Genomic DNA, 4,189 nt, shown 5'->3' with positions numbered 1-4,189 from the left:
ATCGGTGAAACGACTTGAAGATGTTGCTGCCACCAGCGACCTCGCTACTTGTGTAGGTGTAACACCTAACTGGCCGGCACGCTCGCGATCCATATCAATGCGCAGTATCGGATATGCCAACGGCTGGGCTATCTGCACATCACGCAGAAAAGGAATCTGCTGCATGTGCGCCATAATTTTCAGCGCAAACTTCTCCGCTTCACGAATATCTTTTGCCGCTATATTTACTTCTACCGGAGTGGCAGCGCCCTGACTCATAATTTTATCAACCAGCTCGATGGGCTCAAAGGATACTTTTAGTGCCGGTATATCTTTCGTTATATGGGCCCGTAATTTTTCTTTCAGCGCATCCATCTTTACCGGATAATCTTCGTGCAGCGATACCTGTATTACAGCTTCGTGTGGCCCGCTGTTGAAAACAAATATCTGCGAAGTACCATAGCTGGTTGGTACGTTGCCCACGTATGCTGAAGATATAGCAAGATGCTCGGCTCCTGCATCTGCCTTGATGATATCCAATACTTTCAAGGTAAGTTCTTCTGTACGCTCAACCCGGGTTCCATCGGTACCACGAATACGCAATTGAAACTGGTGGCTATTTGCTTTCGGAAGTATATCCGTTCCGATCAGGTAAAAAGCACCGCCTATAATTACTACCGAAGCAACCAGGTATACCGTTGTCCAGTAGCCTCTCCGATGGATGATGCGCTCGAGCAGGGAAATATAGCGCTGCTTGAAACGATCAAAACCGGTTTCACGATGCGGGTGCTTTCCTTCTTCAATCACTTCCTGAGCTTCTTCATGATCGAGTGCCAGTGCCGGAACTTCCGGATAGTGATCGTGACTCTTCAGCAGCCAGTTGGATAATACGGGCACAAAAGTTTGTGAGAGTAAAAACGAAGCCGTCATAGCAAAACCCACTGCCAGCGAAAGCGGCAGGAACATAGAACGCGGCACACCACTCATAACAAAAGCAGGCGCAAACACTGCGAGTATAGAAAGCAAAATGAGCAGCTCAGGAAAAGCAATCTCTTTACAGGCATCCCATATAGCTTGTGCTTTGGGTTTACGCATCTCCAAATGCTGGTGTATATTTTCAATGGTAACCGTAGCCTGATCGACCAATATACCTACTGCGAGCGCAAGCCCGCTCAGCGTCATGATATTAATAGTTTGTCCGAAGAGATGCAGCAGAATGATGGCACTCAATACAGATATAGGAATGGTGACTACCACGATAATAACACTTCGCCAGTCGCGAAGAAACAGCAGCACCATTAACCCGGTGAGCAATGCACCCAGTGCTCCTTCTGTTACCAGGCTCTTTAACGAGTTGGTTACATAGGTAGACTGATCAAATTCGTACGAGATCTTTACATCTTCAGGAACAGCATTCTGCAACACCGGCAACGACTCGCGTATATTATTTACTACCGAAAGTGTAGAGGCATCCGATTTTTTCACAACTGGTATATATACTGCCCTGCGGCCCTGCACCAACGCATAGCCTACGGTTATGTCGGCTGCATCCTCCACTGTACCTATATCGCGAATAAATACCGTTGGCCCTGCACCTACGTGTACCGGTATATTTAGAAAATCTTCCGGCTTGTTGATGAGTGAATTTACCGGTGTCATTAACGTGCGATTACCGATGCGTATATTTCCTGCAGGCGATGGCTGGTTGTTTACACCTATAGATTTGATGACCTCCTCCGGAGTAAGTTTATAGCTGCGCAGTCGCTGCGGATCAACCTTGATCACAATAGTACGTTGATTTCCTCCGAGCGGTGGCGGGCTTGATACACCCTCAATCTTCGAGAACATGGGGCGTATACGCGATGATGCAAAATCCTGGATCTCGTTGAGCGAACGGGTCGCACTTGAAAAGACCAGTTGTCCTACCGGCACAGAGCTAGCATCAAAACGAATAACCTGCGGAGGCACTGTTCCCTCCGGCATATAGGCTTTCGCCCTTGATATATTGTTCGCTACTTCTGCCGCTGCCTGCGCCATATCCGTGCCCGGATAAAACTGTAGTTTGATCAACGACATACCCTGTATGGTTTTCACTTCCACATCGCGTATACCCGAAACATAGAGAAAGTGATCCTGGTAACGTGTGGTAATAAAACCATCCATCTGGTCAGGGGCCATGCCGCCATAGGGCTGCACCACATATATAGTAGGCAGATCAAGATCCGGAAAAATATCCACTGGTATATTTCGCATGGCCAGTATAGAGAAAAACACGATGGCTATAATTCCCACCATCACCGATATCGGATTCCTTAATGCACTTCGAATAAGTTGATACATGCTTTTCTGATTTATCTAGTTACCAATAGCATTTAAAAACAGCGCTATATCGCCACGCGCAGCAGCAACCATCAGGAGCGATCGCCATGCGTTGCTATAGGCAATGGCTACATCGGCCTCGGCTCTGTTTAAGGTTACTATACTTTGCAGCAGTGTGGGCAAATCGGTAAGACCACTCTTATAGCGGGCACTCGCCTGGTAGTATGCCTGCTGCGCAGCTTCCAGTTGAACAGGAGCTGTTCGTGCCTGCTCAAGCGCTACATCGTATTGCATAGACGCTTCTTTCCATTGCCGCTGTATTTTTATGGATTGCTCCTGGTATAGCGCTTCATCACGGGTAATTTTATAGCGCTCGCTTTTATAGCGATGATGGATGGATACAAAGTCGCTCAACGTCCAGCGGGTAGATATACCCACCAGGTAATTATATACCTGGTAACGTGTGCCACTGGCAAAATCTGTTCGATAGGTATCATCGTTTGTTACCCCCGAACCACGCGCCCAGGCTGCTCCCACCAATGAAACAGAAGGAAGAAAAGAGCGACCAATCGCTTTACTTCTTGCCTGTGTAGTACTTAACCTTGCCCGGTAAAGACGTAACACCGGGTTTACACGCCAGTTAACACCGGCTGTATCGGCACGTTCCGGTAGCGCAGTATAAAACTTCATGCTGTCGATCGCTATCGGAGTTTCTTCCAGTATACCGGTAAGCTCCATCAATCTATACTGTTGTGCCTGCTGGTTACGGTCGCTCTCCATCAGCAGTAATTTTGCTTTGGTATATTCTGCATGCGCCAGGGCGCTATCTACACCGGGACGCATACCCGAGCGAACACCCGCCTCTACTATCTCACGAAAGTGTTGCGCGCGCTCCAGATTGGATTGTTGTATAAAGGCAAGTTTACTGCTGATGAGCAGTAACAGGTACGCATCGGATACACGCACTTTATGTTGGAATATTTCATTTTCGTATGCAGCCTTTGCAACATCCTGCTGGTAGCGTGCAGCCTTTACGTTGGTAGATACCTTGCCAAAGTTGATAATGTTCCACTCAAGCAAAGCCGAAGTAAAACTGCCGAACGTACCATCATATATATTATTAGCACGAATGCCACCTGACGGAGAAATTACCGTTCCTCCATTCGGATAGAATGATCCTGTAACACTGTTGTTTGTAGAATATGTATACTGATGCTGCACAGAAAGCCGCGGTATATATTCGCTGGAGCTTACCTTCACATCCTGGGCAGCGCTGTTTACTTCTGCAGCGCGTGCTTTCAGCAACGGGTATTGCTGCACGCTGGTCTCCAATATTTCAGGAAGATTCTTTTGCTGCGCATAGATGCACGATGTACTGAACATCGTTAGCATTACACCTGCTGCTATATATGGCAAATATCGGCCTCTTGTTTTCATCTCAACACGGTTTATTGAAATTCTGCAGCAATACTAGGAGGCGATTCTGGAAAAATGTTGGAAATGCAGGCTGCATCAAAAAATCAGGAAGCTTATTGGCACCGCGGAAAGCGTCCAGAATATTTCCAGAATCTGTATTGTATCTTTGGTTTACAAAAAAATCAGGAGGAGCCTTGAAAGTTCTGATCGTTGAAGATGAAAAGGGTTTGGCCGAAGGCATAGCAGCACATCTTACCAAAGATGGCTTTGTCACCGAGATGTCGTTTGATTATCAATCAGCGGTTGAAAGGATCAATCTATATACTTACGACTGTGTTATAGTCGATATAAATTTACCCGATGGTATAGGCTTCGATATTATTGAGGCCTTGAAAAAGATCAAGGCTTCTGCCGGTATAATCATTATCTCTGCACGCGATGCTGTGGAAGACAAAATCAAAAGCCTGGAAATAGG

Annotated in this window: 3 protein-coding genes; 1 reads left to right on the top strand and 2 read right to left on the bottom strand. The window is 46.7% G+C overall.

Features of this window, described 5'->3' with window-relative positions; genetic code table 11:
• Both VIN08_RS15560 and VIN08_RS15555 read right to left on the bottom strand, forming a co-directional pair.
• Positions 1-2,319, bottom strand: a 2,319-nt coding sequence (locus tag VIN08_RS15560) for an efflux RND transporter permease subunit (RefSeq protein WP_331966935.1), incomplete at its 3' end; no start/stop codon positions are given.
• 15 nt (positions 2,320-2,334) lie between these two features.
• Positions 2,335-3,735 carry a TolC family protein gene (locus VIN08_RS15555; protein WP_331966933.1) on the bottom strand — a complete coding sequence of 467 codons (1,401 nt, stop codon included), beginning with the start codon at positions 3,733-3,735 and terminating at the stop codon, positions 2,335-2,337.
• Positions 3,736-3,908: 173 nt separating this feature from the next.
• On the opposite strand from VIN08_RS15555, the gene VIN08_RS15550 reads away from it, so the two are divergent.
• Positions 3,909-4,189 (top strand): response regulator (locus tag VIN08_RS15550; protein WP_331966931.1); only part of this gene is annotated, 281 nt, incomplete at its 3' end.

Origin of the sequence: Ohtaekwangia sp., from assembly GCF_036568665.1 — a bacterium.
Classification (GTDB): domain Bacteria; phylum Bacteroidota; class Bacteroidia; order Cytophagales; family Cyclobacteriaceae; genus Ohtaekwangia.
Note: the sequence above shows the minus strand (reverse complement) of the source record. Positions and strands in the feature narration are given on the sequence as shown.